The following is a 25,551-nucleotide window of genomic DNA, read 5'->3' as shown; positions in this document are numbered from 1 at the left end:
GAATGCTAGTCCTGCAAAATGGTGAGCAGCCTGGCCATCATTGGCTGCATGCGCTGCGCCATCAGCTGCTGGCTCGAGGCCATGCTTTCGCTGGCCAGCTTGGGCATCACCGCCATCATTTTCTTGCCAACGGGGGTGGCGTAGAACGCTGCCAGTTGGTGTAATTCGTCTACAGTGAAATTGCGGGCATAGATCGGAATCGCCTGCGCCAGCAACTCGTCCACCAGCGCCGGGTCGCCCATCGATTCCATCATCATCTGGTTCAGTTGCGGCATCTTGGCGTCTATCTTGTCGAGCATCTGCTTGCGCTGGGCTTCGCTCAGGCGCTTGTCCTGGCTGGTGGCGGCTTCCATCATCGGCCGCATCGACTGCATGGCCGACTGCGACATCTGGCGCATCATTTCCTGCATCGACTGGCGATAGTTCATCGAGTCGAACAACTCGCGCGCGGCCTTGAGTGCGGCCGGGTCGAGCGCTGCCGGGGCAGCAGCAGCCACCGGAGCAGCAACTGGCGCCTGGGCCGCAGCTGCGCCGGACAGCGCCAGGGTGGCCGATGCGGCCAGGATTGCGACGATTTTCTTCATGTGATCCTCAAATAAAAACGGGGCCAGTCCTCGCCGCATCGCTGCGACAGACCTGGCCCCGCCGGCCCCGGAACGAGTCCAGGAAATAGGCTACGCCTTATTCGGCGGCTGTGTCATCCGGGTTGGCATCAGGATCGGCGGGAGCAGCGGCAGGGACAGCAGCAGCAGCAGCACCGTCCGGACCTGGTTCCAGCTCCACTTCATCGATGTCGGTTTCCACCACGCGCTGCAGGCCGGACAGCTTGGTGCCGTCTTCGACCGCGATCAGGGTCACGCCTTGCGTGGCGCGGCCCATTTCGCGGATCTCCGCCACGCGGGTGCGAATGAGCACGCCGCCGGTGGTGATCAGCATGATCTCGTCGGTCGGCTCCACCAGGGTGGCGGCGACCACGCGGCCGTTACGCTCGGACGTCTGGATCGCGATCATGCCCTTGGTGCCACGGCCATGACGCGTGTACTCGGTAATCGGCGTACGCTTGCCGTAGCCGTTCTCGGTGGCGGTGAGCACCGACTGCTGCTCGTTCTCGGCGACCAGCAGCGCGATCACGCGCTGGCCTTCGTCGAGATTCATGCCGCGCACACCACGGGCGTTACGGCCCATCGGACGCACGTCGTTTTCGTCGAAGCGCACGGCCTTGCCGGAATCGGAGAACAGCATCACATCGTGTTCGCCATCGGTAAGCGCGGCGCCGATCAGGAAGTCGCCTTCGTCGAGGTCCACGGCAATGATGCCGGCCTTGCGCGGGTTGCTGAAGTCCTTCAGCGGCGTCTTCTTGACCGTACCCAGGCTGGTGGACATGAACACGTAGTGGTCTTCAGGGAAGGTGCGGTTCTCGCCGGAGAGCGGCAGGATCACGGTAATCTTCTCGTTGTCGGCCAGCGGGAACATGTTGACGATTGGCTTGCCGCGCGAATTGCGCGAGCCTTGCGGCACTTCCCAGACCTTGAGCCAGTACATGCGGCCACGGTTGGAGAAGCACAGGATGTAATCGTGCGTGTTGGCGATGAACAACTGGTCGATCCAGTCTTCTTCCTTGGTGGCCATGGCCTGCTTGCCGCGACCGCCGCGTTTTTGCGAACGGTACTCGGAAATTGGCTGCGCCTTCATGTAACCGGTGTGCGACAAGGTCACGACCATGTCCTGCGGCGTGATCAGGTCTTCGGTACCGAGGTCGGTGGCATTGAGTTCGATGTTGGAACGGCGCGGATCCTTGGCGCGGTCGCCGAACTCGTTGAGCACCGAGGTCATTTCGTCGGTAATGATGGTGGTCACGCGCGACGGCTTGGACAGGATGTCGAGCAGGTCGGCGATTTCGGCCATCACGTCCTTGTACTCGTTGACGATCTTGTCCTGCTCCAGGCCGGTGAGGCGCTGCAGGCGCATTTGCAGAATTTCCTGGGCCTGGTCGTCGGACAGGCGGTACATGCCGTCGGCCTGCATGCCGTAGTGCTTGGGCAGGTGCTCGGGACGGAAGGCATCGATGCCGCCGACGGTGTCGCCTTCGCCGGTACGGGCCAGCATTTCACGCACGATCGACGAATCCCACGAACGGTCCATCAGCGAGGCTTTCGCCACCGGCGGCGTAGGCGCGGCCTTGATCAGGGCGATGAAGTCGTCGATATTGGCCAGCGCAACGGCCAGGCCTTCGAGCACGTGGCCGCGTTCGCGCGCCTTGCGCAGTTCGAACACGGTGCGGCGCGTGACCACTTCGCGGCGGTGCGACAGGAAGCACTGCAGCATTTCCTTCAGGTTCAGCAGGCGCGGCTGGCCATCGACCAGCGCCACCATGTTCATGCCGAAGGTGTCTTGCAGTTGGGTTTGCTTGTACAGGTTGTTCAGCACCACTTCAGGTACTTCGCCACGCTTGAGCTCGATCACCACCCGCATGCCCGACTTGTCGGACTCGTCGCGGATGTCGGAAATGCCTTCGAGCTTTTTATCACGCACGTTTTCGGCGATGCGCTCGAGCAGCGACTTCTTGTTGACCTGGTATGGCAGCTCGTCGACGATGATGGCGGTGCGGCCGCCGTCCTTGCCGTATTCCTCGTAGTGAGTCTTGGCGCGCATGACCACGCGGCCACGGCCGGTGCGATAACCATCGCGCACGCCCGAGACGCCATAAATGGTGCCGCCGGTCGGGAAGTCGGGCGCAGGGATCAGTTCGATCAGTTCGTCGATCGAGCACTGCGGGTTTTGCAGCACGTGCATCGCGCCGGCAATCACTTCGTGCAGATTGTGCGGCGGAATATTGGTGGCCATACCCACCGCGATACCGGACGAACCGTTGATCAGCAGGTTGGGAATACGGGTAGGCAGTACCGTCGGCTCTTTTTCCTTGCCGTCGTAGTTGGGCTGGAAGTCGACGGTGTCCTTGTCGATATCGGCCAGCAGTTCGCTGGAGATCTTGTCGAGGCGGCACTCGGTGTAACGCATCGCCGCCGCGCCGTCGCCATCGACCGAGCCGAAGTTGCCCTGGCCATCGACCAGCATGTAGCGCAGCGAGAAGTCCTGCGCCATGCGCACCAGCGTGTCGTAGATCGAGGCGTCGCCGTGCGGGTGGTATTTACCCATGGTTTCGCCGACCACGCGCGCGCACTTGACGTACGGACGGTTCCACACGTTGTTCATTTCATGCATCGCGAACAGAACCCGGCGGTGCACCGGCTTCAAGCCGTCGCGCACGTCAGGCAACGCGCGGCCCACGATCACGCTCATGGCGTAATCGAGGTAGCTCTTGCGCATCTCTTCTTCGAGGGAAATAGGGATTGTTTCTTTTGCGAATTGATCCATTGGCGGGTCGACTGATCTTTGACTGTGGGGTTAACTCTTGAGCATTAAGCAATGTATGCCGCACTTGCTGCATGCTTGCCGACGCTGTTTTACCAGAGAGGCAAGCATTCGATTTTACCATGCCGACCGGGCTGCCAGCACAAATAGACCGCCAGCCCAGCGCCTATGCGGGATGGCGCACGATAGGCGCTTGTAACACGATGTAATATTCGTGACACATTACTCAATTATTATCCAGAATCACGTTGCGCCGAAACAACATATTGGTAGTGGGCAAAATGGTGCATAAGTGCACCTCTTTCGCGCACCACGATCTATTGTGGCAAAATGAATTAGAAGTCAATTGCTTGTTTCGCAATCGGGAGACGGGCGTGACGCCCCTGCGTGGTAAAATCCGGCCCACGTAATGCACGTCGCGCAGTTTTTCTGCGGATATCACCCCCGAAAGGAAAAAAAATATGAAGAAACTTATTTCGTTGTTGGCCATCTCGGCTGCCTTTGCAGGTTCGGCATTCGCGCAAACCGCGCCTACCGCGCCACCTTACGCTCCTGTGACCCAGGACATCAAGGCTGCCACCCCTAAAAGCGCCTACGTGCAAGATGCACGCGGTGTGATCGTGCGTGATCCGTTCGGTCTGTGCTGGCGCACCGGCTACTGGACGCCAGCCGATGCCGTGCCAGGTTGCGACCTGCCACTGTGCGTTGAGCCAGAGAAACTGGAAAATGGCAAATGCGTAGCACCGCCACCACCACCAGCTCCTGCTCCAGCACCAGTACAACCAGCTCCAGCACCAATGCCAGCACCAGTGCCAACCGCACAAAAAGTGAGCTTCGCAGCTGACGCGTTCTTCGACTTCGACAAATCGGTCCTGAAACCAGAAGGCAAGTCGAAACTGGACGAAGTGACCTCGAAACTGGGCGCCATCAACCTGGAAGTCATCATCGCTGTTGGTCATACCGACTCCGTTGGTTCGGACGAGTACAACCAGAAGCTGTCGGTACGCCGCGCTGAAGCCGTTAAAGCCTACATCATCTCCAAAGGCGTTGACGCAACCCGCGTGTACACCGAAGGCAAAGGCGAGAAACAGCCAGTAGCCGACAACAAGACTGCCGAAGGCCGTGCGAAGAACCGTCGCGTGGAAATCGAAGTCGTTGGCACCAGCAAGTAATATTCGCTGAGCGTAGTACCCCGGTAAAAAAACCCTGCTTCGGCAGGGTTTTTTTTCGCCCGCACGGCAAAACCTGGGGTCGGACCCTGTACAGGGTCCGACCGCGTCGGATTGCGGGGTTGTCGGCTAGAATAGCGGCAACCCTTTTCATGAAAGCCGCACCATGAACGCCGATCCCTTAGAACTGCAAAAATTTTCCGACCTGGCTCACCGCTGGTGGGACCCCACCTCCGAATTCCGCCCGCTGCACGAACTGAACCCGCTGCGTCTGGAGTGGATCAACGCCCGCGTGCCGCTGGCCGGCAAGAAGGTGATCGACATCGGTTGCGGCGGCGGCATTCTCAGCGAATCGATGGCGCGCAAGGGCGCCGACGTCACCGGCATCGACCTCAGCGAAAAAGCGCTGAAGGTGGCCGACCTGCACAGCCTGGAGTCGGGCGTGCAGGTGCGCTACAAGCTGATCGCCGCCGAAGACATGGCCGCGCAGGAGCCGGGACAGTACGACGTGGTCACCTGCATGGAAATGCTCGAACACGTACCCGATCCGGGCGCCATCGTGCGCGCCGCCGCCACCCTGGTCAAACCGGGGGGCCACGTGTTCTTTTCCACAATTAACCGCAATCCGAAGTCCTACCTGTTCGCCATCATCGGCGCCGAGTACGTGCTGCGCTTGCTGCCCAAGGGTACCCACGACTACGCCAAGTTCATCACGCCGTCGGAACTGGCGCAGTACGTCCGCAGCGCCGGGCTCGAAACGCGCGCCATGAAAGGGCTGACCTATAACCCGCTCACCAAGATCTATTCGCTCAATGACGACACCAGCGTCAATTACATGATCGCCACCACCCGCCCACTCGACTGACCTCAATGACCACTGCCCTAGCTGCCCTGGCTGCGCCGCGCGCCATCCTGTTCGACCTCGACGGCACACTGGCCGACACTGCGCCCGACCTGGCCGCCGCCGTCAACCTGCTGCGCACCACGCGCGGCCTGGCGCCGTCCGATTACCAGTTGCTGCGCCCTACCGCCTCGGCCGGCGCGCGCGGCATGATCGGCGTGGCCTTTGGCCTGACGCCCGAGGACGACGACTACCTGGCGCTGCGCGACGGCTTCTTCGACAACTATGCAGCCAACATCGCCGACCACAGCACGCTGTTCGACGGCGTGCCGGAACTGCTGGCCGGTATCGAAGCGGCCGGCGTGCAATGGGGCGTGGTCACCAACAAGCCCAAGCGTTTTACCGACCCGCTGCTGCCGCTGATCGGCCTCGATCACGCGGCCTGCTCGATCTCCGGCGACACCACGGCGCACGCCAAGCCGCACCCGGCGCCGCTGTTCGAGGCGGCCGCGCGCCTGGGCCTCGACCCGCGCGACTGCTGGTACGTGGGCGACGACCTGCGCGACATCCAGGCCGGCAAGGCCGCCGGCATGCCCACCATTGCCGCCGGCTGGGGCTATTGCGGCCCGCACAAGCCGCTGGACTGGCAGGCCGACCGGGTGCTGAACGACCCGCTCGCGCTGCTGGCGTTGATGCAGGAATCGTTGTAGAAGTTGCGTATTTTTTCAGCAGTGTCGAAAAACTGTTGATTTGCATGGAAAGCAGGGGTAGCCTGCGTCTTGCTGCGTAGAATTACTGATTAGTAATCTAATAACTAGAAAGCAGCGAGACCTTTTAACCTACACTCCAACATCATGACTCTTACCGAGCTGGCTGCCCCAACCCTGCGGCCTCAAGCGGAGCAAATCGCCGATTACACGGCATACCTGCCCGAGCGCCATACTGCCCCGCAAAGCTGGTACGCCAGCGTGGCCGACGCCAGGATGCACTGGTATGACCTGATCGCCGGCTTCCCCGAGCGTCTCGACATTCACGACCCGATCGGCCGCTACCAGCGCCGCATGCAGTTCGAGCTCGAAGCGATGGCATCGCGCCACCACCTGTTCTTCGCCCTCACCCGGCCACAGGTGCGCTTCGATCCTGCAGCGGCCATCCAGTGGGGCTTCTTTTCGCTCAAGCTGACCTTGCCGCTGCTGGTGGGCCAGGCAAAAAAGCGCGACAGCATCACCTTCGAGCTCACCGTGCCGTTTGCCGCCACGCTGAAAAAGCCGACCGTCAAACTGACCGCCAATTTCGTCACGCTCAACTGGGGCGGGCTGGTGGAGGCCTACTCGGTCCACGATATCTTGCAAGCGCACGCGCCGGACAAGGTGCCGTGCGAGGTGGTGTACGTGGGCCAGACCCATGATCCGGAAGCGCAACTGGCGCGCGCGCAACTGCCGGCGCTGCAAAAGCTGCACGCCAAACACAAGGAAGACTTCGACACCCTGCTGCTGGTGCAGCAGTTCGATGTCAAGGTCAACTGCGCCAGCGGCGACCCGGCCGAACTGCCCCACAACGCCCATCCGCGCGCCGCCGCCGTACTGCAAGGCGAGCGCATGGACTTGCTGGAAGCGGCGCTGATCCGTCATTTCGAAGGCACCGCCGCCGAGACGCGCAGGCAGGCCGAACGCCAGGCGCGGCGCGAGCGGGTCACCGCTGTGCAGCAAGCCAACAACCTGGTGCAATTCACGCTCGACCTGGAGTGGCCGGAAATGGGCGCGTATGACACCATCGGCTCGGCGCTGGCAGCTGCGGCGCCGCGCCACCTGCTCAGTTGCTTTGTCGCCGACGACGACGTGGTGGTGTCGCGCATGACGCCACCGGCGCCTGCCGGCGGCGCAAAAGTGAAGCGCCAAGTGTGACATTTTGGAGATTGCTGGATAGAAATAAGTCACGGTAAGGTCTATACTGGCCAATTGAGCTGACAGACTGGAGCATCCACATGACGAGCGATTTACCCGACCAGGTCGCCGGCGAGGACGATCAAGAGCCTTCGCTGGAAGAACTGGGCCTGGTAACGCCGCCGGAGGATGCACCCGAACCGTTCAACGATCTGCTGACGGCACCCGAGGCTTTCGACGACCTGCTGCCGCTGCTGCCCCAGCGCAGCAGCGCGCCGCAAACCTGGCGCGTGACCGTCTCCGACGCCAAGTACCACTGGTACGACCTGTTTGCCGGTTTTCCCGAACGGCCCGACATTCGCGACCCGGTTGGCCGCCAGCTGCGCCGTATGCAGTTCGATCTCGAGGCGACCATGGAAAAGCGGCTGATCTATTTCGTCATCAACCGCCCCATCGTGCGCTTCGATCCAACGCGCAGCGTGAGCTGGGCGTTTTTCTCGCTCAAGCTCACCGTGCCGATCCTGGTCGGCAGCGAAGGCAAGCGCGCCACCGTGCAAATGGACCTGGAAGTGCCGTTTGCCGCCACCCTCAAGAAGCCGGTCGTGAGCATGACCGACCGCTTCATCACGCTCAACTGGGGCGGCCTGGTGGAGGCCTTCTCGATTCACGAAGTGCTGCAGCGTTACGACCATAGCCTGAAAATTCCCAGCAAAGTGCAGTACGTGGGACAAACCAAGGATCCGGCCGGGCGCCTGGTGCGCGCGCGGCTGTCGGCCGTGCAACGCATCCACCACAACAACAGCGAAGACAACGACCTGCTGCTGCTGGTGCAGCGCATGCAGGTGGAAGTGCTGTGCGACGACGGCGACCCTGGCGACCAGCCGGTAAACCAGAACGCGGTGGCGGCCGACATGCTGCTCAAGGACCGGGTGGACGCCATCGAATGCGCGCTGATACGGTATTTCGAGGGACCGATCATGCAGGGACGCACCAGCCGCGAGGTGGACGTGCGGCGCGAACGGCTGCGCGAGATCGAGGCCAGTAACCACCTCGAGAGCGTACGCATCGATTTGCGCATCGCCGACGACAACCCGTACAACGACCTGTATTCGGTGGCCGCGCCCGCCTCGCGCGCGCATGTATTCGACTGCACCTTCAACGATGGCGCGGTGATGACCGCACCGGTGCCGCTGGCAGCACCGAGCAAGGCGCGCGCCTGACGAACCCGCCGGCGCAAACATGCATACCGGGGCGCCGGCAGCCCGTCGTGCAGCCTCCCGGCAACCCCGTGTATAAGCCTGAGTGGATTTCAGGCTCGCAGCGGCGGAAAGGGTTGGACTGTGGGTGGCTGGATAAGTTCCACAGGCCTGGAATTCAGGGTAGCGGTGGCTTGATATTGACCAAAGATATTTTCGCGGATGCTGTCACAAACCGCGGCGGTTAGCCGTCTATGATCCAAGCCCACTCGTTCGCGACAACCATGACCGACGCCAACACCTTCAACACCCTGCGCCCGCGCCTGTTCGCCATCGCCTACCGCATGCTGGGCGTGCGCGCCGATGCCGAAGACGTGGTGCAGGACGCCTGGCTGCGCTGGCACGGCAGCGACCAAGCCGCCATCCAGTCACCCGAAGCCTGGCTGGTCACCACCACCACCCGGCTGGCGATCGACTACCTGCGCGGTCGCCAGGCCGAGCGCGCCACCTACATCGGCTGGTGGCTGCCCGAACCCATTGTCGAGCTCGACGAACGCACACCCGAGACCAGCGCCGAGATGGCCAGCGACATCTCGATGGCCTTTCTGTGGGTGCTCGAGCGCCTGTCGCCCGAAGAGCGCGCCGCCTTCCTGATGCGCCAGGTGTTCGACCACGACTACGCCGACATCGCCGCCATGCTGGGCAAGACCGAAGCGGCGTGCCGGCAGATGGTGCACCGCGCCCAGGACCGCGTGCGCCAGCAACAGCCGCGCTTTGACGTCCCGAAACACACTCATCATGCCCTGCTCGGCCGCTTCATGGCGGCTGCCAAGGCCGGCGACCGCGACGCCATGAAAGCCATGATGGCCGACGACGTGCAACTGGTGTCCGACGGCGGCGGCAAGATCCGTTCCTTCATGCGCATCCTGCACGGAGCCGGCCGGGTGGCGGGCGTGTTCTGGTCGGTCGAGCACCAGCACCCGCTGCGGGTGGACTACCGCCAGGCACGCGTGAATGGCGAGCCGGGCTTGCTGCGCTACGTGGAAGGCCAGCTGGAATCGGCGCAATCGTTCGTGATCGAGGACGGCAAGATCGCGGCGGTGCTGGTGGTGCGCAACCCCGACAAGCTTGCCAACGTGCCCCACGCTATTTTTTAGAAGGCTGTCACAAGCGCGGTGGCTGCCGCGTCTAAGGAGCATGAGGCGCGCAATGGTGCGCCCTCCACTGCTTCGAAAGGGAACATCATGACCCAAGCCGCCCGCATCAACGATTTTTACCACGCCGCCCCCGCCAGCCTGCAGGCGATGATCGCGCTATCCACCAGCGTCAAGAAAAGTTCGCTGGGCATCCGCCTGGTGGAACTGGTCAACCTGCGCGTCTCGCAAATCAACGGCTGCGGCGTGTGCATCGACATGCACTGGCGCGACCTGATCAAACAAGGCATGGACCCGCGCCACGTGAATGCTATTGGCGGCTGGCGCGAAGCCCCGCCATCATTCTTCAGCGCCAGCGAACGCGCCGCCCTCAACTGGGCCGAAGCCGCCAACGCCCTGCCCCACCAGCAGCCAAGCGATGACGACTTCGCACAGCTTAAAGCCCACTTCGACGACAACCAGATCATCGAACTGAGCTATGGCATCGCCGTGATACGCGGTTGGAACGTGATCAACGCCAGCTTGCATAACCAGATTCCCGAAGTACCGGCGCCGGGATTTTGACGGGCGTAATGACAACATATCTATAAAACTATTTATACTTATTTTAAAGACAATGCTAATATTACAATACCGCAGTGCATCATTTGCGGCACGCCAAGTACTTCCACCATAGTCTTTCAATGAGAGGTAGTCCGATGAATGTGAAACGTCTCCTGAGCCAGGTCGCCATTTCCGCAGCACTGCTGTGGACCGGGGCGGCAAACGCAGCGCTGTATCAATTCACTGTCACGGGGGACTACAGTGCCCAGTGGACCCTGGACTCGAATGTGACGCCGGACGTGTCGCAAGACGGCGTGGGTTTCCTGGTGTATGACGTGGAAGGATTCCCTGACGCGATCTTCTCGATTGCCGATATCACCTTCTTCTCGGCGGCATCGGGCGGAGGACTGGTGATCGAAGACTTCTACCTGGGTAACCCGTTGCTGGTCACCGATGGCCCGCAACTGTATTCCGGGCCGGAAGACAGCCCGGTGTTCAAGCTGGGCACGTTCGCCCTGACCGAATACGAAGGCACGGGCGCTTACACGCTCAACGTCACCAACCTGAGCGCGGTGCCGGAGCCGCAGACGTACGCGGCCATGCTGGCGGGACTGGGGTTGATGGGCTTGATGTTACGTCGCCGGCGTCGGGGTTGATGGTTTAATCGGAGGGTGGTATTTGAAGCCGCGTTCTTCGGAGCGCGGCTTTTTTTCATCCAAAAACATCGGCAGCGAGCTATCCGTGCGATGACATGCCATCCTTGGCGAGCAGTTCTCCGGCCATCTCCATTGCCTGCTCGCGTGTAGCGGCAAGCAGCAGAGGGTAGCCCCAGAACTTGGCAAAAACCACCGCAAAGGCCTTGAAGCCAAGACGTTTGGCCGCGTTGGGTTCGATCATGATCGCTGCCAGAACCAGCTTTCGCAATTGAACCTTGTGCTTTTTCATCCAGAGCGCGCTGCGTTTATTGTCTTCCGGCGAGTGCTCGTGGTCTTCAGCAGGTACGGTATCGGTCAGGAGCACGAAGGGCTCTCCCCGCTGCAAATTGGCCTCGAATTCGTCGAAGTCTTTTTGGGGATCATGTCCTGGTTCTTGCGTAAAATTCATCCAGACCAAGGGGAAGTTGGAACTATTGATAGACATGGTTGTTGCCTTTGCTTTTGATGCGGCGCCAGGTGGCCGCAATGGAGAACACGCCGGGTAACGTGATGAAGAATACTGCCGAGAAGGCAATGTGCCAGCCGTCGCGCAAGCCGTCGGCGATCCCCCCGAGGGTATTGAGGAAGACCATCAAACTGCCGAGGACCAGGACTACCCACAGGGCCGTCCGGGTTCCGATCAATGCGACAAGTACCGTGACGATCCAGCAACCATAGAACGCGGAAAACATCCACAGTATGTCGGGCTCGAACGTAATCGCCGGTGTCGCGCCATGCGCCCTCACAAAGTCGTTTACATAGAAGAACAATTGGAAGGTTACAAACAGCACGGCGCCGGCCGCTGTCGTCAACCAGAACAGGGCGACCTTGTTTGCGTTGGGCATGGCCAGGTCTTGGGTGGGGTTAATGGGGGACTGAAGGGGCATAGGAACTTTCTCGATAATCAATGGATGTAGGGGCAAATCAATACCGGTAGTTCAGCGTCACCATCACGTTGCGTGGTGCGCCATAAGTGACGGTGTCGAAATCGCCCTTCTGGAGCGCGTACTTCTTGTCGAACAAATTGTTGAGGTTGACGGCCAGGCTGGTCTTCTGCGTGATCGCGTATTGCGCCATCAGTGATCCCAGCGCAAAGGAATTTTGTTCCCCACCCAAGGAACTGGTGCCAGTGTTGGGCGCCTGGTAAAAGCGGCTTTGCCATTTGACGCCGCCACCGAGCGACAACTTGCTCCACCCGCCGGGCAACCGCCAGGTGGTGAAAAGCTGGGCCGTGGTGCGCGGTAGCTGCGAATTCAAGCGGACGCCAGCGCCGTCTTGCGCGGTGAAGTAGGCGATACCGGCGTAGATGTTCCAGTCACGCGCCAATTCGCCCTGCAAGTCCAGTTCGATCCCGCGCGACTTCGTCCCATCGGCGCCTTGATAGGCCTGGGCGCCGGCTGGCGTAAAGGTTCCGGCGACCATCTGTGCCGCGTTGTCCAGTTGGGTCCTGAACCAGGCCACCGAGGCATTCAGGCGCCCGTCCAGGTAAGCGCCTTTGAGGCCGATTTCTCCGGTTTTTCCGTTTGACGGCGTGAGCACGTTGCCCTTGCTGTCCCGATAGTCGGTTTGCGGATTGAAGATGCCCGTGTAGCTGGCGTAGGCCGAATAGGTCTTGTCGATGTCGTAGACCAACCCGGCATACGGTGTGAATTTCCCGTTCTTCTTGTAGTGCAAAGACGTGCCGCCGGCGGCGTCGTCGATTTCGACATTGCTGAAGCGGCCGCCGACGATGAGTTTCAGAGGGTCGGCCAGCGAAAACCGGGCTGCGCTGTATACACCGCTCTGCTTGATTCGGGTGCGGGTCGGTACCCAAGCCATGGCATCGAAGTCAGGGCGGGGATAGGCCGGGCTCAGGTCATAGACATTGACCGGGGTAAAGCCAAGAGAGAATGGCGCGGCATCCTGACTGGCCGTGCGGCGCGAACTCGTCGCCCCCACCACCAGGTCGTGTCGGCGCCCCAGCAGTTCGATCGGGCCGGTCGCCATCACGTCGACGCTGTTTTGGCGGCTGCGACCGTCGAACGCCAGTGCCACCGGATAGGCCCCGTTGGGAAAAGTGCCCAATCCCGTGGCGCGATCGGGGCGGCCGATCAGGCCTAGCAGTTCGGCACCGTATTGCGTGCGGTACTGGTTGGCGATGCCCCGCAGGTTCCAGCCGTTGTCGAAGCGGTGTTCGATCCCGGCAAATGCCGTCTTGAGCGTGTTGTCCCAATGGCTCCAGTCCTGCGCGTAGTTCGCGGAGCGGGCATACTGCGCCTGCGTGCCGTCGCTGAACCATAAAGGCATACCGCCCCAGGTGGAACCCTTCGGCGTGATGTCCTGGTAATCATAGCCCAGGCTCACCGTCGTGCCTGGTGTCAGATCCGCCTCGACGATGCCGTAGAACGCCTTCCTCTTCGGCTTGTAGCCGTCGATGTACGAGTGTCCGTCCTGGTACGTCCCCACCATGCGCGCGCGGATGCTGCCGTCCTCGCTCAACGGCGTCGAGATGTCGCCCATGCCCCGGTAGGTGTCCCAGCTTCCCGCACCAAGCGAGACGGCTGCCGAGAATTCACGGGTCGGTCGTTTGCGCACCAGGTTGATGGCGGCCGAGGGATTGCCGGTGCCGGTGAGCAAACCGGAGCCGCCGCGCACGACCTCGACACGATCGTAGAACGCCGTATCGATAGAACCGATACCGCTTCCATTGATGATGTTGCCGACCTCGGTGGGTATGCCGTCGTACTGTAAGTTGTTGATCAAGAAACCACGAGAATAGAAACTCGTCCGGTCGCTGTCGGATTGGTACGACGAGACGCCCGTGGTGTTCTCCAACACGCCCTGCACGGAATTCAGTTGCTGGTCGTCCATGCGCTGGCGCGTGATCACCGTCACCGACTGTGGTGTTTCCCGCAGCGACAGCGGCAGGTGCGTCGCCGCTGCCGTCTGGCCCGTGGTGTAGGAGCCGGTACCTTCGGTGGTCGCCGGCTCCATGCGGCCCATTACCGTGATGGCAGGCAAGGCTACTTCCTCTGACGTCTCCGCTGCCCTGGTTTGTATCTGCGCTGACTCGGCGGCGAATGCGCCCTGCCCGGCAAGGAGAACTGCCGCCGCAACTGCCGAGCCCAGCACGGTGCGGGGCGGGCTCCAGGTGGCGCCCTTGGACGCCCCGTCCAGATGAGGATGGAGGGCGGCATCTGCGCGCACATCGATTGACCAACGGAACTTCCCAGCAGCTGTGACGATAGACATAAATAAGACTCATTTGCATTTAGATGTCTTATTTAACAATGCGGAGAAGCTGAGCAAATAGCGAAATCAGGACAGATTGTTATTCATTCAGGCCAACCGCGCTCAGTTCACGCAATCTGGCCGTATTGAGTAATACTTTGGCCTGATATTACAACGCGGCCGGTTGCCAACGTGGACCGGCTGCGCCAGACCGGCGTGCCTGGTAGGACAGAGGGCGGGAGACCGCTGTCGCCGGTCTCGGGGCAAGACCGCCTGCCACAGTCAGATTGAGATGCCGTCGGGGAGCAGGATGCCGGGCACGGGAGCAAGCTCCGCGCCGCTCGTGCGATCCGAGAGGTAGCGTGCCGGGGGCTTGCCCACCGCCTTGCGGAACATGGTGACGAACCCGCTGGCGTTTTCATACCCAAGTTCCAACGCCACCGTTTGCACGCTGTCACCCTTGGTCAAACGTTGAAGCGCAAGAATCACATGCAGTTGCCGACGCCAGCGCCCGAAGCTCATGCCGATTTCGTGCAACAGCAGACGGCTCATGCTTCGCTCGCTCATGCCGATGCGGGTCGCCCAATCGGCCTTCGAGGTTTTGTCCGTTGGGTTGGCCAGCATCATTTCTGCGAGGCGGCGCAATCGGAGGTCGCGCGGCATGGGCAGATGCAGGTCTTCCACCGGCGCCGCCACCAACTCATCGAGCAAAGTCGCAAGCAGCCGCTCCTCCCGCCCTCCCAGCGTGTATAACTCAGGAACACCGGCCGCCTTCAGCAGCAACTCGCGCAGCAATGGCGATACCGAAATAGTGCAACAGGTTTTGGGAAGGTCCGGTGCGGCGTCAGGCTCGACAAACAGGCAATAGCATTCCGTTTCACCCGCCCCGCGTGACGAGTGGACCACCTCTCCAGGTATCCATATGGCGCACTGCGGCGGCACGATCCATACGCCGTCTTCGATTTCGCAGGTGAGGATGCCGCGCGCGGAGTAGATCAGTTGCGCCTTGCGGTGCCGATGCCTCGCATGTTCCCAGTCCTTTGCTACCGATGTTGCGCTCAAGGCCACAACGGGGCGCGAGACGCTGTCGATGTGCCCAGAGACAGAGAGATCGGTGACAGCAATGCTCGACATGATGTGCAGAACCTCGGATGAAAGATAAGGCATTGGCCTGTTTGAAAAATATTATGACCAAATTTCTTGATGCCGTCCAGCCATGACCCGGGCAGGAGGTAGTGGTTAGGGAACACTGTCGATCGAACGGCGGAGTTGCCGGTAGCGGCATGTTGCTACTCGAGCGGCCAGGCAGATGGGCGATAAGGCCGGGGATGATTGCGCGACGGTATGGCAGCCGGCAGTTGGGCCGCAAGTCATCGGTCGAGCGCGAGCGGAGTTGCTCTCCAAAAGAAAAGGCCCGCTTGTTGGCAGGCCTTCTCTTTTACCGAGTCTTCAAGAACCTGAAAACGATGCTGTTATTATGTTGTCATTCCGATGCCCTAACAGCCCAGAAAACCCCATTCACTGACCACCTAATTTTCATAACTCCTTGAATTAAAGTGTTTTTTGGTGGAGACGGCGGGAATCGAACCCGCGTCCGCAAGCACTCCACAGACAGTTCTACATACTTAGCACTATCATTTAATTTAACCAGTACAACACGGACGTGCACGTTTTGGACTAGCGATTCACCTTAGATTTAGCGCTGATTGAAGTGACCCCTCACAGCGCGAGTCCCTGTAAATGACTCCACAGCTTTTAACGGCCCACCCCAGGGACGAGGTGTTGTGGAGCTAACAGCAATTAAGCTGCCAGTGCGTACGAGTTATCGTTTGCAGTTAAGTTTTTTCAGGTTGTATTTACGAGGTAGCCCGCCCTCGGTATGCCCTGCTCTGCTTTGCAACCCACGTCGAAACCAGGTCGTCCCCACAGACTTGTGATTCTACCCCACTTTGACCACGAACGCACTCACCACACGTCACCGCGTCAAACGCCCGTCACAATCGGTCGCTATGATGGCTTCAGTTCTCACATGGAACGACTCATTAGCGCTCTACGGGGCGCTTCTACCGGCGCCGGCGGTCGGGAAATATACCGGCACCATCTTCCTGCGGGATCGGGGCCACGACCCGATCCCGCCTCCCCTCATACTTGGCAACGAGCGTGGACTGCGCAGTTGGCTGTTGCAACGCAACACAAACTGATCAACTTCCAGAATAAAAGCGTCAAAATCACGCGGATTGTTGATTGGTTCGTGATTGCCTGCATTAGAATCAACGGTGACACGACTCTCATGATCGATTTTTCACCTATGCGACTCCCAGACGTCATCGACGCATCCCGCCCGAAAAAACGGGGCCGGCCACTCAAGGGAGAAGGCGGGGGGTTGCGCGCGGAGCTGATCGAGAAGTCGGCCGTGCTGTTCCGCGCAAAAGGTTACGAAAACACCACCGTGCGCGATATCGCGGCGGCGGCCGGCGTGCAGGCGGGCAGTTGGTTTTATCACTTCAAGTCCAAGCAGGATATCCTGGCCGCCATCATGGAACACGGCATGGAGCAGGCGCTGGCCGACATCGAACGCATTGGCCAGCAGCCGCTGCCGCCTTGCCAGATCCTGTCGCAGCTGGTCGAGGCGCACCTGCATACCCTGCTCGCACCTGACCACCACTATATTGCCGTGCTGTTGTACGAATGGCGCTCGCTCGACGAGCCGTCGCGTTCGCGCGTGGTGGCGCTCAAGGACCGCTACGAGGCGGTGTGGGATCGCGCCATCGTGGCGCTGCACCAGTCGGGCGAATGGATGACGCCGTCGCAGTTCGACCGGCTGCTGATCTTCGGCGCACTCAACTGGACGGTGCAGTGGTACAAGCCCGACGCGGGCGCCGATGTGCCCGAGCTGGCGCGCCAGGCGCTGCGCTTCATCCTGCGCACACCAGCGGCGCCGGACGCACAGACGTAAATACGCGACTTGAGGCACAATAGGATCCTCTCCACCAGGCAAGGAAATCCATGATTTACGAAGTCGCCGAAATCTATGTCAAGCCCGAGTCGCACACCGCCTTCCAGGCTGGCGTTGCCGAAGCCGTGCCGCTGTTCCGGGGCGCCAAGGGTTGCGTGTCGATGCGCCTCGATCGCGATATCGAAACCCCCGATACCTATCACCTGGTGATCGGCTGGGAAACGCTCGAAAACCACACCGTCGATTTTCGCGAGAGCACGGATTTCCATGCCTGGCGCGCGCTGGTGGGCGACCACTTTGCGCGGCCGCCCAAGGTGGAGCATTTCGCAACCGTGGTGGACGGCTTCTAAGCCCCATCACCCAATCACTACACGGAGGCTTCATGACACGCACCATCCACCGCAATTTTACGGAAGTCACGGACGCCGAAAGCGCGCGCACCGCCTTGCTGGCCAAGGGTTTTCCACCGGCCAGCGTGACCCTCACCCGTCACAAGCCGCTGCCGCAAAACGGCGCCACCAGCACCGTCAGCCACCTGCTCGACAACCTGACCCCGGGCGGCCCGGACGCTGCCGAGCACGCGCGCGAGCGCAACGGCGCCATGCTCACCATCGACATCTACGAAGATGAGCAGCAGGAGCAGGCCGACGCCATTATCGCCACTTTCGGCGCCCGCGCGGCGTAGAGCGCGTAACAAAACCTCCATGGCTTCGTTGCCGCTCCGCGCCGTACTTGCGTACTGTCTTCGTCGTTGCGCCTTGCCCTGAAGGTCATGTTAAGCGCTCCAGGTCTTCCTCTTATGCGGCAGGATGGTGAAACACCTGCCGCAAGTACGCGAGGAAAGTCTCGTCCTTGCACACGGTCTTGCCCGGCGAGTCGGACAGCTTGGCCACCGACTGGCCGTTGCAGGCCACCAGCTTCATGACGATATTGAGCGGCGCCAGGCCCACATCGTTGGTCAGATGAGTGCCGATGCCAAAGCCGGTCATGATGCGGTCGGCAAAATGGCGGTACAGCGACATCGCTTTTTCCAGGTTCAGGCTGTCCGAAAATACCAGGCGCTTGGTCTTGGCGTCGATGCGCAGCGCGGTGTAATGGGCCAGCGCCTTTTCGCCCCACACGACCGGGTCGCCCGAATCGTGGCGCAGGCCGTCGAACAGCTTGGCAAAATACAGGTCGAAGTCGTCCAGGAACGCATCCATTCCCACCACGTCGGTCAGCGCAACGCCCAGGTCGCCGCGGTATTCCTGCACCCACGCTTCGAGCGACGCCTTCTGAAAATCGCGCAGCCGCACGCCGAACGCCTGGAACGATTGCATGTATTCGTGCGCCATGGTGCCGATCGGCACCAGGTCGAACTTCATCGCCTGGTACACGTTGGACGTGCCCTTGAAATACTCGGGCACTTCGCGCGACAGGCGCTGCACCACCTCGTCGTGCCAGGCGCCGGAAAAGCGGCGCCGCACGCCGAAGTCGGAAAACTCGAACGGGTTCAGGCGCTGCGGCTCGGTCTGGCCGAATTCCTTTAACAAGGCGATCTTGGCGCCCAGGCGCTGGCGGCCCTCGGCCAGCGCAGCGTCCTGGTCGAAGCGGCGGAAGTAGAGCTCGTTGACGATGTACAGCACATAAATCTCGAAGCCCATCACGTGCACCTGAGGACCGGCCGCGTGGATCACCAGCGTATTGGAGGCGGCGTCGGCACGCACGTCGATGAACTTGCGCTGGAAGCGGAACACGGTCAAGAAGTCGACGAAATCGCTCTTGATGTAGCGCAGCGCGCGCAGGAAATCGAGTTCTTCGTCGCGGAAGCTCATCGAACACAGGTGGTCGAGCTCGCGCTCGATTTCCTCGATCAATTCCGTCAGCGGATAGGCGGTCTGGTTACGGCATACAAATTCGTACTCGGTGTGGGCGTTCGGATGGCCATGCAGCAGGGCCTGCCACATGGTGAATTTGTATAAATCTGTCTCCAGCAGGCTGCGGACGATGGGCTGCTTCATGGTGTCTGTGGGTCTCCAAATTGCTTGTGTCCATGATCTTACGCGATCACGGCCGGGAACGTTGTCCACCTGTTACAGCCTGGCTTTGTAGGCAGCCAGGCTGGCCAGCAAATGCCGCTGCACATCGCCCTGGCGCTTGAGGCGGGCCAGGCCGGCGGCCATGGGCCCCGCCAGCGCCGCCCGCGACGAATTGAGGTAGGCGTGGCCGGTGGTGGCCAGCACCACGCCGGCCTGGCGCATGGCACTGGCGGCCTTGCGCTGCTCGGCGCCGAGAAAATACAGGTAATCGCTCACCGCTTCCTCGACGTCGAAGTACAGGTCGGTGCGCCCCAGCTGCAATTTCTTCACGCCCTGGGCGATGGTGGCAATGGTCGATACTTGCCTGGCCGGCAGTTCGCGCAGCAGCATGTGTTCGAGTTCGACGATGCCGAGCCGGTATTCGCACTGGATGCCGCCGGCGCGCAGTGCCTGCCAGGTATCGAAGCGCAGGCTTGGGCGGGTGGCGTAGGCGGCAAAGCGCACCGCGTTGTTGGGCTCGGGCACCCGTACCAGGCTCGGGTACAGCAACTGGTAATCGAAGGTGCGGCCCAGCTCGCCATCGACCTCGCCGCTGAGCACCATCGCGGTGGCGCGCTTGGGCGGCACCTCGACGAAGTCGAAGCCCAGCCCCAGCTCGGTGGTGAGCTGGGTGTACACGCGGATCAGCCACTGGGTGCGCGGGTTGTCGTGCGGACGCGAGAACACGAACCGCAGCACGTCCGACGCCGGCGCAGCAGCGGCCACGTGCCCCGCGATGGGCAGCGCAGCCGAGGCGGCCAGCAGCTGGCGCCGGGTGATCATCGCAGCGTCAGCTAGCGTTGGCCAGCAGTTCGGGCAGCACGTCGCCCGACTGCATCAGCCGTACGCCGCGCGCGGCCATCGCCTGCAGGAAGGCCTGGTACTGGGCGTCGAAGCCGGCAACCGGGCTGATGCAGTCGGTGACCAGCACCAGTTTCGCAGCATCGGTGCCGAAATGGTCGGCGATGTGTTCGACCGTGGCTTTTACGCAGTGGCTGCCGGCCTCTCCTGCCACGTAAATGGTGTCGGCGGCGGCCAGCGCTGCCACGAAGGCGGTGTTGAATTGCGTGGCGGTGTCGTCGTCGTACGGCACTTCGGCCATCACGGCCGAGTAATGTTCGGTCCACGGATTGGAACCTTTGGCCAGCTTGGTCACCATCTTGTGCTGGCTGTCCTCCCAGGCGTTGTAGGCGGTGCGCACGTCGTCGTGGACGTTGTTGCCCCAGCTGCCGATTTCGCAGTGCACGGGCCAGACCATGAGCTTGTAGCGCCCGGCGGCTTCCAGGCGGTCGAGGTAGTTCAGTGCGCGGCCCAGGCCGGCCGCATCGCGCGGCAGGTACTGGCCGGCGCGCACCTGGGCGGCGGTAATTTCGGTGAAGGGCGTCACCGGCTGGCCGTCGCCGGCGGTCCAGAAAGTGGGATGGGCGATGTCGAAGCGGTGGTGCGAGTCGAGCGTGACGCTGATGGCGGTGATGCCGTCGCGGCCGCGATTGATCAGGCTGGCCAGGCGCTGCATGTCGGCGTGGGCGCCAGGCACGGGCAAGGCCGGAGCGCGCGCGGCGCCGGTGACCGGATGCACCGGTAAATAGGCTGGCGGCAGGTCGCAAAAATCGTTTTGCGGGTCGATGATCAACAGGTGCAGGTGGCGTTTCATGCAGGGCTCCGTAACGGGTAGTCCCCATCATATCCCGGACCGGCTGCCAGCCTTGCAGACTTGTGGCGCGCCAACGACGAAGCTCCGCCGAGCGGAGCTTGCATCGATAAAGCCTGGTGGAACTTAGCCGGCGATGGCGGCGATCTGGCTGCGCGCGTTGGCGATGGCGTCGGCCACGGCCGCTTCGCCCATGGACACGCCTTCGGCGCGGATGAACGTTACGTCGGTCATGCCGATGAAGCCCAGCGCAGCGGCCAGGTAGGTGGTCACGTGGTCGTAGCCGGCGGCAGGGCCGCTGCTGTACACGCCGCCGCTGGCGACGACGACATAGACTTTTTTACCGGTGACCAGGCCTTCGGGGCCGTTGGCGCCGTACTGGAAGGTGCGGCCGACGCGGGCGATGTGGTCGATCCAGGCTTTCAGGGTCGACGCGACGGAGAAGTTGTACATCGGCGTGCCGATGACGATCGTGTCGGCAGCGAACAGTTCATCGACCAGGGCGTCGGAGGTCTTGATGGCGTAAGCCTGGTCGGCGTTGCGCTGCTCGGCCGGGGTGAAGAAGGCGCCGATCAGCTGTTCGGTGATGTGCGGCAGCGGGTTCTGGGCCACGTCGCGGCGGACCACGGTGGCGGCCGGGTTGGTGGCCTGCAGTTTGGCCACGAGTTCGGCGCCCAACTGGCGCGACAGGGAACCGGTTTGACGTGCGCTGCTATCGATATGAAGAATGGTTGCCATGATGGGCTCCTGGTAAGTGGTGAGTTGCATCCATCATAGATCGGGTTTAGTATCGAGGAAATACACTAAGTTTCAATGATATCTATCGATATTGTAGATATAAGGACTGACACCATGCGCGACCCCGGCCTCCCCTCCCTCGACCAGCTACGCGTGTTCATCGCCGTCATCGACCATGGCGGCTTTGCCCACGCGGCGCGGGCGCTGCACCGCACCCAGTCGGTGATCAGCTACACCATCGCCAACCTGGAAGAACAGCTCAATATCGAGTTGCTCGACCGCAGCAAGCGCAAGCCGGTGCTGACCGAGGCGGGCAAGGCGCTGCTGGCCGACGCCCGCGCCGTCTCGCTCAAGGTCGATGGCATGCGCGCGCGCGCCAAGGCCATGTCTTCGGGGCTGGAGGCGGAAGTGTCGGTGGTGGTCGATGTGATGTTTTCCACTTGCAAGCTGGTGCGCATCCTGCACGCGTTCCAGAAGGAGTTCCCCACGGTCTCCATGCGCTTGCGCACCGAGGCGCTGGGCGCGGTCACCCAACTGGTCATGGAGGGAACGTGCAAGATCGGCGTGAGCGGCTGGATGCCGGGCACGCCGGATACCATCGAGCGCCAGAGCTGCGGCTATGTCACCATGGTGCCGGTGGCCGCGCCCGACCATCCGCTGGCGCAGATCCAGGGCAAGATTCCGAGCGCGGTACTGCGCGAGCACACGCAACTGGTGCTCACCGACCGCAGCACGTTGACCAAAGGCCAGGACTTCGGCGTGATGGCGCTGCGCGACTGGCGCCTAGGCGACTTGAGCTCGAAGCACGCGCTGCTGCGCAGCGGCATCGGCTGGGGCAACATGCCGGTGGAATTCGTGCAGTGGGACCTGGACGCGGGCCGCCTGGTGCAGCTCGACGTCGCCGAAGGCAGCTCGTTCAGCTTCCCGCTGTACGTGATCCGCCGTGGCGACGAGGAGCCGGGGCCGGCCACGCGCTGGCTGATGCAGCAGTTTCTCGATCTCGAACACGCGGGCCACGAGGCCGACTCCGCCGCGCACGCGCAACCACACCATGCGCAGGAAGCGCCGGCGCATTTTTACCGGCTGGGTAATGCTGCGCAGGATGGCCCGCTGCCGCCGATGGCCGATGCGCCCCCTGAGTTGCTGACAACCCCGGCGGCGCCAGCGCCTATCGCACTCCGGCAGCGTTGAGTTTCTGGCGCAGGCGCGAGATTTCTTCGGTCAGGTCCACCACCAGCGCTGCAACGTCGTCGTTGGCCTCGAAGTCGCGCTCGATCTGCCACAGGCGGCGCGCACGCACCAGGTCGGCGCTGGTGAAGCGCCATACCGAGTGATCGTCCGGCGCGGTTTCCAGCAGCACGCCGGTGCGCACCCGCTGCACCACCCAGCCCGGCTCGACCGCGCACGCGTGCGCCAGTTCGTCCAGGGTCAGGGCCACTTCGTCGATCACCACCGCGGTGACGATGGTTTCATTGCTCGTTGCCATGCTCATCCTCCCGCGCGCGGATTGAACGCCATCTCGCGCGCCATCTGCTGATACAGTTCTTTGGCTTTATCGGTGGCAGCCGGCGGCAGCGCCACTTCCAGCAGCAGGTACAGGTCGCCCGCTTCCTTGCCCGGAATGCCGCGTCCGCGCAGGCGCAGCTTGCGGCCGGTTTGCGAGCCGGCCGGCACCGTCACGTTGACCTTGCCCGATGGCGTGGTCACCTCGATCTCGCCGCCCAGCGCCATTTCCCACGGCGCCACCGGCACTGTCTGATAGACGTCGCGGCCGTCGATGCGGTAGCGGGCGTTGGCGCTGAACTGGATTTCCAGGTACAGGTCGCCCGGCCCCGCTTCGCCATTCTGGCCCTGGCCGCTCAGGCGCAGCTGCTGGCCGGCCGTCACGCCTTTCGGAATGTTGACGCTGAGCGTGCGCTCGCGCGTGTGAATGCGGTCGTGCTCGTCGCGCTCGGCCACCATCAGGCTGATCTTGCGGGTGGCGCCCGTGTACGAGTCGGACAGGTCGATGGTGATGCTGGCGTGGGTATCGTCGCCCTTTTGCGGCTGGTAGGCCTGGCGCCGGCGACCACCGCCGTTGCCGAAATTGGCGAACAGGTCGGAAAAAAAGTCGTTGGGATCGGCGCCGCCCCCAAAGCCCCCTGCCCCACCGGCACGGCCGCCGCCACCGCCCCAGCCCGGTGGCGGCCGGAATTCCTGGCCGGCGCGGAATTGCTGGCCGCGCCCGAGGTCGTCGTAGGCCGCGCGCTTTTCGGCGTCGCCGAGCACGCCGTAGGCTTCGTTGAGCTCCTGGGTTTTCTTTTGCGCGTCCGCTTCCTTGCTGACGTCCGGGTGATACTTGCGGACCAGCTTGCGGTAGGCCTTCTTGATCTCGTCTTCGGAGGCCGTCTTGGCCACGCCGAGGGTCTGGTAATAATCCTTGTATTCCACCTTGATGCTCCTGTATGGGCTGCCCGCTATCCTGAAAAGCAGTCTAGCGCAGTTTGAGGGGGCAGTGAGTTCGTGATGCAAATGATAATCCGCAAGTTGGTGTGTCTCACAGTAAAATCAAGGGTTTCTCCCATCTGGCAGGTTTCCATGCAGCACACGTTCACCGTTCGTAATATCCGCGCCGAAGTCATCTCGCTGTGGCAACTGGCCTGGCCGATGCTGATCGGCCAGCTGGCCACCGTCGGCATGGGCGTGGCGGACGTGGCCATGACAGGCCACACCAGCGCCGACGAGCTGGCGGCCGTCTCCTTGGGCGCTTCGATCTGGTCGATCATCCTGGTCACCGTCAGCGGTACCATGATGGCGATTAACAGCATCGTCGCGCACGACATCGGCGCCGGCCAGCTGGCGCGGGTGCCGCACGCGGTACGGCAGTCGTTGTGGAAGTCGCTGGGCGTGGGCGTGATCGCCATGGCGCTGGCCAACCTGGCCACGCTGCTGTTCGACCACCTGTACCTGACCCCGCACGTGCAGCACCAGGCCGAGCTGTTCGTCCACATCATCAGCTTCGGCTTGCCGCCGTTTGCAGCCTACCGCGCCTTGTACGGCTACAGCACCAGCATCAACGAGACGCGGCCGGTGATGGCGATCGCCATCCTGGGCCTGCTGTTCAATGTGTTCGTCAACTGGCTGCTGGTGTTCGGCAACTGGGGGCTGCCGGCACTGGGCGGCGTCGGTTGCGCCGTGTCCACCGCGCTGTGCATGTGGCTGATGCTCGCGGCCATGCTGCTGTGGATCCGACGCGCGCCGGCCTACCGCGCCACGTATCCGTTTTCGCACTGGGAAGGCCCGCACTGGCCCGAGATCGCCTCGATGCTGCGCCTCGGTGTGCCGATCGGCATCAGCTATTTTGCCGAGGTCAGCGCGTTCGGCGCAGTGAGCCTGCTGGTGGCGCGCTACGGCGTGATACCGATTTCGGCGCACCAGATCGCGCTCAATTTCACCTCGCTGGTGTTCATGGTGCCGCTCAGCTTTGGCATTGCCCTGATTACCCGCGTGGGCCAGGCGATGGGCGAAGGCGAACCGGCGCGGGCGCGCTTCATTTCGTGGGTGGGCGTGTGGATGTCGCTGGCGTTCGGCGTGCTCTCGGCCATCTTCATCGTGCTGTTCCGCTACCAGATCGCCCGCGCCTACACGTCGGACCTGGCGGTGCAGGAGCTGTGTGCGCACCTGCTGCTGTTTGCCGCGCTGTTCCAGTTATCGGATTCCACCCAGGTGGCGGCGTCGTGCGCGATTCGCGGCTACAAGGTGTCGCGCCAGCCGATGGTGATCCAGGTGACGGCGTTCTGGGGCTTCGCACTGCCGATCGGCTGCTGGCTGGGCCTGGCGCCGCAATGGCTGCCGTTCGCGCCGGCGCAGCCGATGGCGGCGTCCGGTTTCTGGATCGGCCTGGTGGTGGGATTGACGGTGGCTGCGGTGCTGCTGAGCTGGGCCCTGCAACGACTTTCGCTGGCGCGTGTAAAGACGGCGCCGGCCTGATCACCACGGTGGTGCGGTTCGCCAAAACCGCACCAAACTATCAACGGTATTGACCGTCTTATTCAGAACATTGCTACCTCGCCAGCAGTGAGTCAGTCTGGTATCGTCACGGATTGC

Annotated in this window: 25 protein-coding genes and 1 other RNA gene; 13 read left to right on the top strand and 13 right to left on the bottom strand. The window is 62.2% G+C overall.

Features of this window, described 5'->3' with window-relative positions; all coding sequences use genetic code 11:
- Positions 1-5: 5 nt before the first annotated feature.
- Together J2X54_RS22510 and gyrA are read right to left on the bottom strand one after the other, a co-directional pair.
- A complete protein-coding gene (locus J2X54_RS22510; protein WP_310183979.1) occupies positions 6-584 on the bottom strand; it encodes a DUF2059 domain-containing protein in 579 nt (192 codons plus the stop codon).
- 97 nt (positions 585-681) lie between these two features.
- A complete protein-coding gene (gyrA, locus tag J2X54_RS22505; protein ID WP_310183976.1) occupies positions 682-3,375 on the bottom strand; it encodes a DNA gyrase subunit A in 2,694 nt (897 codons plus the stop codon).
- Between the two features lie 458 nt (positions 3,376-3,833).
- On the opposite strand from gyrA, the gene ompA reads away from it, so the two are divergent.
- The 8 genes from ompA (at position 3,834) to J2X54_RS22465 (ending at position 10,814) form a co-directional block, all read left to right on the top strand.
- On the top strand, positions 3,834-4,544 hold the full coding sequence (gene ompA / locus J2X54_RS22500; RefSeq protein WP_070249381.1) for an outer membrane protein OmpA: 711 nt from the start codon (positions 3,834-3,836) through the stop codon (positions 4,542-4,544).
- Between the two features lie 163 nt (positions 4,545-4,707).
- Positions 4,708-5,406, top strand: a complete 699-nt coding sequence (gene ubiG, locus J2X54_RS22495; RefSeq protein ID WP_070249380.1) for a bifunctional 2-polyprenyl-6-hydroxyphenol methylase/3-demethylubiquinol 3-O-methyltransferase UbiG — start codon at positions 4,708-4,710, stop codon at positions 5,404-5,406.
- A 5-nt stretch (positions 5,407-5,411) separates the two neighbouring features.
- Complete coding sequence (locus tag J2X54_RS22490) at positions 5,412-6,092, top strand: HAD-IA family hydrolase (RefSeq protein ID WP_310183972.1); 681 nt, start codon at positions 5,412-5,414, stop codon at positions 6,090-6,092.
- 144 nt (positions 6,093-6,236) lie between these two features.
- Positions 6,237-7,286, top strand: coding sequence for a hypothetical protein (locus J2X54_RS22485; RefSeq protein ID WP_310183970.1), 1,050 nt, complete (start codon positions 6,237-6,239; stop codon positions 7,284-7,286).
- 80 nt (positions 7,287-7,366) lie between these two features.
- Positions 7,367-8,485, top strand: a complete 1,119-nt coding sequence (locus J2X54_RS22480; protein WP_310183968.1) for a hypothetical protein — start codon at positions 7,367-7,369, stop codon at positions 8,483-8,485.
- A gap of 260 nt (positions 8,486-8,745) precedes the next feature.
- Positions 8,746-9,618 carry an RNA polymerase sigma-70 factor gene (locus J2X54_RS22475; RefSeq protein WP_310183967.1) on the top strand — a complete coding sequence of 291 codons (873 nt, stop codon included), beginning with the start codon at positions 8,746-8,748 and terminating at the stop codon, positions 9,616-9,618.
- A gap of 87 nt (positions 9,619-9,705) precedes the next feature.
- Positions 9,706-10,179 carry a carboxymuconolactone decarboxylase family protein gene (locus J2X54_RS22470; protein WP_310183965.1) on the top strand — a complete coding sequence of 158 codons (474 nt, stop codon included), beginning with the start codon at positions 9,706-9,708 and terminating at the stop codon, positions 10,177-10,179.
- A 140-nt stretch (positions 10,180-10,319) separates the two neighbouring features.
- Entirely contained in the window at positions 10,320-10,814 is a 495-nt protein-coding gene (locus J2X54_RS22465; RefSeq protein WP_310183963.1) for a PEP-CTERM sorting domain-containing protein, read from the top strand.
- 79 nt (positions 10,815-10,893) lie between these two features.
- On the opposite strand, the gene J2X54_RS22460 is transcribed toward J2X54_RS22465, so the two are convergent.
- The 5 genes from J2X54_RS22460 to ssrA form a co-directional block, all read right to left on the bottom strand.
- Positions 10,894-11,298: a hypothetical protein gene (locus tag J2X54_RS22460; protein WP_310183960.1), complete on the bottom strand. Its 405-nt coding sequence runs from the start codon at positions 11,296-11,298 to the stop codon at positions 10,894-10,896.
- Positions 11,285-11,698, bottom strand: a complete 414-nt coding sequence (locus tag J2X54_RS22455; RefSeq protein ID WP_310183959.1) for a hypothetical protein — start codon at positions 11,696-11,698, stop codon at positions 11,285-11,287. The genes J2X54_RS22460 and J2X54_RS22455 overlap by 14 nt, the downstream gene beginning before the upstream one ends.
- A 79-nt stretch (positions 11,699-11,777) precedes the next feature.
- Positions 11,778-14,084, bottom strand: coding sequence for a TonB-dependent siderophore receptor (locus tag J2X54_RS22450; RefSeq protein WP_310183957.1), 2,307 nt, complete (start codon positions 14,082-14,084; stop codon positions 11,778-11,780).
- 261 nt (positions 14,085-14,345) lie between these two features.
- Positions 14,346-15,197, bottom strand: coding sequence for a helix-turn-helix transcriptional regulator (locus J2X54_RS22445; RefSeq protein WP_310183954.1), 852 nt, complete (start codon positions 15,195-15,197; stop codon positions 14,346-14,348).
- A 430-nt stretch (positions 15,198-15,627) separates the two neighbouring features.
- Positions 15,628-15,988: a transfer-messenger RNA gene (gene ssrA / locus J2X54_RS22440) on the bottom strand.
- A 383-nt stretch (positions 15,989-16,371) separates the two neighbouring features.
- Here ssrA and J2X54_RS22435 point away from each other — a divergent pair.
- From J2X54_RS22435 to J2X54_RS22425, 3 genes are read left to right on the top strand one after another with little or no spacing between them, the layout of a single operon-like run.
- Positions 16,372-17,019, top strand: coding sequence for a TetR family transcriptional regulator (locus J2X54_RS22435; protein WP_310183952.1), 648 nt, complete (start codon positions 16,372-16,374; stop codon positions 17,017-17,019).
- A 50-nt stretch (positions 17,020-17,069) separates the two neighbouring features.
- Complete coding sequence (locus J2X54_RS22430) at positions 17,070-17,369, top strand: antibiotic biosynthesis monooxygenase family protein (protein WP_310183951.1); 300 nt, start codon at positions 17,070-17,072, stop codon at positions 17,367-17,369.
- A 32-nt stretch (positions 17,370-17,401) separates the two neighbouring features.
- Positions 17,402-17,704: a hypothetical protein gene (locus J2X54_RS22425; RefSeq protein ID WP_070246104.1), complete on the top strand. Its 303-nt coding sequence runs from the start codon at positions 17,402-17,404 to the stop codon at positions 17,702-17,704.
- A 112-nt stretch (positions 17,705-17,816) separates the two neighbouring features.
- Here the strand turns inward: J2X54_RS22425 and pncB are convergent, their stop codons facing one another.
- The 4 genes from pncB to J2X54_RS22405 all read right to left on the bottom strand — a co-directional run bounded on the left by pncB (position 17,817) and on the right by J2X54_RS22405 (position 21,465).
- Positions 17,817-19,019, bottom strand: coding sequence for a nicotinate phosphoribosyltransferase (gene pncB / locus J2X54_RS22420; RefSeq protein WP_070246105.1), 1,203 nt, complete (start codon positions 19,017-19,019; stop codon positions 17,817-17,819).
- A 72-nt stretch (positions 19,020-19,091) separates the two neighbouring features.
- The gene (locus tag J2X54_RS22415) at positions 19,092-19,859 is read right to left on the bottom strand and encodes a hypothetical protein (protein WP_310183949.1); all 768 of its coding nucleotides are present in this window, start codon (positions 19,857-19,859) and stop codon (positions 19,092-19,094) included.
- Positions 19,860-19,866: 7 nt separating this feature from the next.
- Positions 19,867-20,730, bottom strand: coding sequence for an isochorismatase family protein (locus J2X54_RS22410; protein WP_310183946.1), 864 nt, complete (start codon positions 20,728-20,730; stop codon positions 19,867-19,869).
- 123 nt (positions 20,731-20,853) lie between these two features.
- On the bottom strand, positions 20,854-21,465 hold the full coding sequence (locus J2X54_RS22405; protein WP_310183943.1) for an FMN-dependent NADH-azoreductase: 612 nt from the start codon (positions 21,463-21,465) through the stop codon (positions 20,854-20,856).
- A 114-nt stretch (positions 21,466-21,579) separates the two neighbouring features.
- On the opposite strand from J2X54_RS22405, the gene J2X54_RS22400 reads away from it, so the two are divergent.
- The gene (locus J2X54_RS22400; protein ID WP_310183940.1) at positions 21,580-22,656 is read left to right on the top strand and encodes a LysR family transcriptional regulator; all 1,077 of its coding nucleotides are present in this window, start codon (positions 21,580-21,582) and stop codon (positions 22,654-22,656) included.
- Here the strand turns inward: J2X54_RS22400 and J2X54_RS22395 are convergent.
- Complete coding sequence (locus J2X54_RS22395; protein ID WP_229255215.1) at positions 22,634-22,951, bottom strand: chaperone modulator CbpM; 318 nt, start codon at positions 22,949-22,951, stop codon at positions 22,634-22,636. The genes J2X54_RS22400 and J2X54_RS22395 overlap by 23 nt on opposite strands.
- Before the next feature lie 2 nt (positions 22,952-22,953).
- Positions 22,954-23,895: a DnaJ C-terminal domain-containing protein gene (locus J2X54_RS22390; RefSeq protein ID WP_310183935.1), complete on the bottom strand. Its 942-nt coding sequence runs from the start codon at positions 23,893-23,895 to the stop codon at positions 22,954-22,956.
- 147 nt (positions 23,896-24,042) lie between these two features.
- On the opposite strand from J2X54_RS22390, the gene J2X54_RS22385 reads away from it, so the two are divergent.
- The gene (locus tag J2X54_RS22385) at positions 24,043-25,434 is read left to right on the top strand and encodes an MATE family efflux transporter (RefSeq protein WP_310183933.1); all 1,392 of its coding nucleotides are present in this window, start codon (positions 24,043-24,045) and stop codon (positions 25,432-25,434) included.
- Positions 25,435-25,551 lie beyond the last annotated feature (117 nt).

The sequence above is a fragment of the Duganella sp. 3397 genome, assembly GCF_031456625.1.
GTDB lineage: Bacteria > Pseudomonadota > Gammaproteobacteria > Burkholderiales > Burkholderiaceae_D > Rugamonas > Rugamonas phyllosphaerae.
The sequence above is the reverse complement of the archived record's forward strand: the minus strand, read 5'-3'. Positions and strand labels throughout refer to the sequence as shown.

Excerpts from the sequence above, each read along its gene's own strand:
- gyrA (WP_310183976.1), bottom strand. The coding sequence starts at position 3,375 with ATGGATCAATTCGCAAAAGAAACAATCCCTATTTCCCTCGAAGAAGAG.
- J2X54_RS22415 (WP_310183949.1), bottom strand. The coding sequence starts at position 19,859 with ATGATCACCCGGCGCCAGCTGCTGGCCGCCTCGGCTGCGCTGCCCATC.
- J2X54_RS22485 (WP_310183970.1), top strand. The coding sequence starts at position 6,237 with ATGACTCTTACCGAGCTGGCTGCCCCAACCCTGCGGCCTCAAGCGGAG.
- J2X54_RS22395 (WP_229255215.1), bottom strand. The coding sequence starts at position 22,951 with ATGGCAACGAGCAATGAAACCATCGTCACCGCGGTGGTGATCGACGAA.
- J2X54_RS22490 (WP_310183972.1), top strand. The coding sequence starts at position 5,412 with ATGACCACTGCCCTAGCTGCCCTGGCTGCGCCGCGCGCCATCCTGTTC.
- J2X54_RS22430 (WP_310183951.1), top strand. The coding sequence starts at position 17,070 with ATGATTTACGAAGTCGCCGAAATCTATGTCAAGCCCGAGTCGCACACC.
- J2X54_RS22510 (WP_310183979.1), bottom strand. The coding sequence starts at position 584 with ATGAAGAAAATCGTCGCAATCCTGGCCGCATCGGCCACCCTGGCGCTG.
- J2X54_RS22405 (WP_310183943.1), bottom strand. The coding sequence starts at position 21,465 with ATGGCAACCATTCTTCATATCGATAGCAGCGCACGTCAAACCGGTTCC.
- J2X54_RS22445 (WP_310183954.1), bottom strand. The coding sequence starts at position 15,197 with ATGTCGAGCATTGCTGTCACCGATCTCTCTGTCTCTGGGCACATCGAC.
- pncB (WP_070246105.1), bottom strand. The coding sequence starts at position 19,019 with ATGAAGCAGCCCATCGTCCGCAGCCTGCTGGAGACAGATTTATACAAA.
- J2X54_RS22480 (WP_310183968.1), top strand. The coding sequence starts at position 7,367 with ATGACGAGCGATTTACCCGACCAGGTCGCCGGCGAGGACGATCAAGAG.
- J2X54_RS22475 (WP_310183967.1), top strand. The coding sequence starts at position 8,746 with ATGACCGACGCCAACACCTTCAACACCCTGCGCCCGCGCCTGTTCGCC.
- ompA (WP_070249381.1), top strand. The coding sequence starts at position 3,834 with ATGAAGAAACTTATTTCGTTGTTGGCCATCTCGGCTGCCTTTGCAGGT.
- J2X54_RS22385 (WP_310183933.1), top strand. The coding sequence starts at position 24,043 with ATGCAGCACACGTTCACCGTTCGTAATATCCGCGCCGAAGTCATCTCG.
- ubiG (WP_070249380.1), top strand. The coding sequence starts at position 4,708 with ATGAACGCCGATCCCTTAGAACTGCAAAAATTTTCCGACCTGGCTCAC.
- J2X54_RS22410 (WP_310183946.1), bottom strand. The coding sequence starts at position 20,730 with ATGAAACGCCACCTGCACCTGTTGATCATCGACCCGCAAAACGATTTT.
- J2X54_RS22425 (WP_070246104.1), top strand. The coding sequence starts at position 17,402 with ATGACACGCACCATCCACCGCAATTTTACGGAAGTCACGGACGCCGAA.
- J2X54_RS22435 (WP_310183952.1), top strand. The coding sequence starts at position 16,372 with ATGCGACTCCCAGACGTCATCGACGCATCCCGCCCGAAAAAACGGGGC.
- J2X54_RS22460 (WP_310183960.1), bottom strand. The coding sequence starts at position 11,298 with ATGTCTATCAATAGTTCCAACTTCCCCTTGGTCTGGATGAATTTTACG.
- J2X54_RS22470 (WP_310183965.1), top strand. The coding sequence starts at position 9,706 with ATGACCCAAGCCGCCCGCATCAACGATTTTTACCACGCCGCCCCCGCC.
- J2X54_RS22400 (WP_310183940.1), top strand. The coding sequence starts at position 21,580 with ATGCGCGACCCCGGCCTCCCCTCCCTCGACCAGCTACGCGTGTTCATC.
- J2X54_RS22455 (WP_310183959.1), bottom strand. The coding sequence starts at position 11,698 with ATGCCCAACGCAAACAAGGTCGCCCTGTTCTGGTTGACGACAGCGGCC.
- J2X54_RS22450 (WP_310183957.1), bottom strand. The coding sequence starts at position 14,084 with ATGTCTATCGTCACAGCTGCTGGGAAGTTCCGTTGGTCAATCGATGTG.